We start from the raw sequence: 2,019 nt of genomic DNA, 5'->3' as shown, positions 1-2,019 counted from the left end.
CAAAATCCTGAGCAACTTTTTGTTGCTCAGGTACTTAAAAAGTTTAATTTATAATAGTGTTGCGGAATTAAGGTTAATGAAGAATAAACTGATTTTAGGTGCTGCCTTTCTGTTGGCAGCGATAACGGAGAGTTTGGCGTGCACTAACCTGATTGTAGGTAAGGGAGCCTCGGTGGATGGTTCTGTTATCGTTTCTTATTCCGCTGATTCATACGGAATGTTTGGCGAGTTGTATCACTATCCTGCCGGTATGCATGAAAAAGGAACCATGCGTGATATCTATGATTGGGATTCGGGCAAATATTTAGGGCAAATAAAAGAAGCGCGTCAAACCTATAATGTGGTAGGTAATATGAATGAATTTCAGGTAACCATAGGTGAAACTACTTTTGGTGGACGGGAGGAATTGGTTGATTCTACCGGTATTATGGATTATGGAAGTTTGATTTATGTAGCTCTCCAGCGTTCTCGTACAGCCAAAGAAGCCATACAGGTAATGACGGATTTAGTAAAAGAATATGGTTATTATAGCAGTGGCGAATCATTCAGTATCGCTGATCCCAATGAAGTCTGGATTTTGGAGATGATCGGTAAGGGTCCCGGTGTGAAAGGTGCTGTATGGGTAGCAGTCCGTATACCGGATGATTGTATTGCCGCACATGCTAATCAGAGCCGGATTCATCAGTTCAATATGAATGACAAGGATAATTGTCTTTACTCTCCGGATGTGATTTCTTTCGCTCGTGAAAAAGGCTATTTTGACGGTATGAATAAAGATTTCAGTTTCTCGGCGGCATATAATCCTTTAGATTTTGGTGGTGTACGGTTCTGTGAAGCGCGTGTATGGAGTTTCTATAATATGTTCAATAAGTCGGTGGGAGATACCTATCTTCCTTATATCCAGGGGGACAGCAAAGAACCGATGCCTCTTTATATCAAGCCTTCCCGTAAACTTTCAGTACGTGATGTACAAGCAGCTATGCGCGATCACTATGAGGGTACTCCACTGGATATTACTAATGATCCCGGTGCAGGTCCGTTTAAAACTCCTTATCGTCTGTCGCCCTTGAGTTTTAAAGTAGGAGATCAGGAATATTTCAATGAACGTCCCATCTCGACTCAGCAAACGGCTTTCACTTTTGTTGCACAGATGCGTGCTAGCCTGCCCGATGCAATAGGGGGAGTATTATGGTTTGGGACAGATGATGCTAATATGACAGTGTTTGCTCCTGTATATTGTTGTTCGGATCGTATTCCTGATTGTTATAGCGGTAAAGAAGCCGACTGTGTAACTTTTTCATGGGATTCTGCATTCTGGATTTATAATTGGGTGGCCGATATGATTCGTCCACGTTATAGCCTGATGATTGATGATATGCGTGCCGTTCAAAATAATTTGGAAGATACTTATGCGAATGCACAGGCTGGCATTGAATCTTCTGCCATGAGTTTATATGAGAAAGATCCTGTAAAAGCAAAAGAATTCTTGACTAACTATAGTTGCATGACAGCCGAATCGGCAATAGACAGCTGGAAGAAGTTGGGTGAATTTTTGATTGTGAAGTATAATGATGGTGCTGTGAAAAAGATGGCAAAAGATGGAACTATACTTCGCCCTGAAACCGGTCATTGTGCTCCTTTGGTACGTCCGGGATATCCCAAAGAATTTTTGGAAGAACTGGTAAAGGCCACCGGTGGACGTTATAAGATGAAATAGGATATATTTTTGTATGTTCTGAAAGTCTGATTAATTAGTGGAGGGGGCAGATTATAATTCTGCCCCTGTTTGCATAATAAGATAGTTTTTTAGATTGTATTCAGGATGCCTAGGAGCTTTACTGATTGTTATATAATAGTGTTTTTTACCTTGTATGGTCTTCTATTTTTTTATGACAGATTATTTTTGGGGAATAATCCTTTATATCTCTAATTTTCTTCTTCCAAATTTCTAGGATTTTTAATTTAATTCTTTTACATTTGTCAAGACGTAAAAATCGGATATAATTATAAACCTTATAA

At 39.7% G+C, this 2,019-nt stretch carries 1 protein-coding gene; it reads left to right on the top strand.

From position 1 onward, the window contains the following. Positions 1-76: 76 nt before the first annotated feature. A complete protein-coding gene (locus AB5935_RS20990; RefSeq protein WP_007833247.1) occupies positions 77-1,717 on the top strand; it encodes a C69 family dipeptidase in 1,641 nt (546 codons plus the stop codon). Positions 1,718-2,019 lie beyond the last annotated feature (302 nt).

It is taken from the genome of Phocaeicola sp. RTP21198st1_B8_RTP21198_201120 (assembly GCF_040929485.1).
Lineage (GTDB): Bacteria > Bacteroidota > Bacteroidia > Bacteroidales > Bacteroidaceae > Phocaeicola > Phocaeicola dorei.
This window is presented reverse-complemented; position numbering and strand designations above follow the sequence as displayed.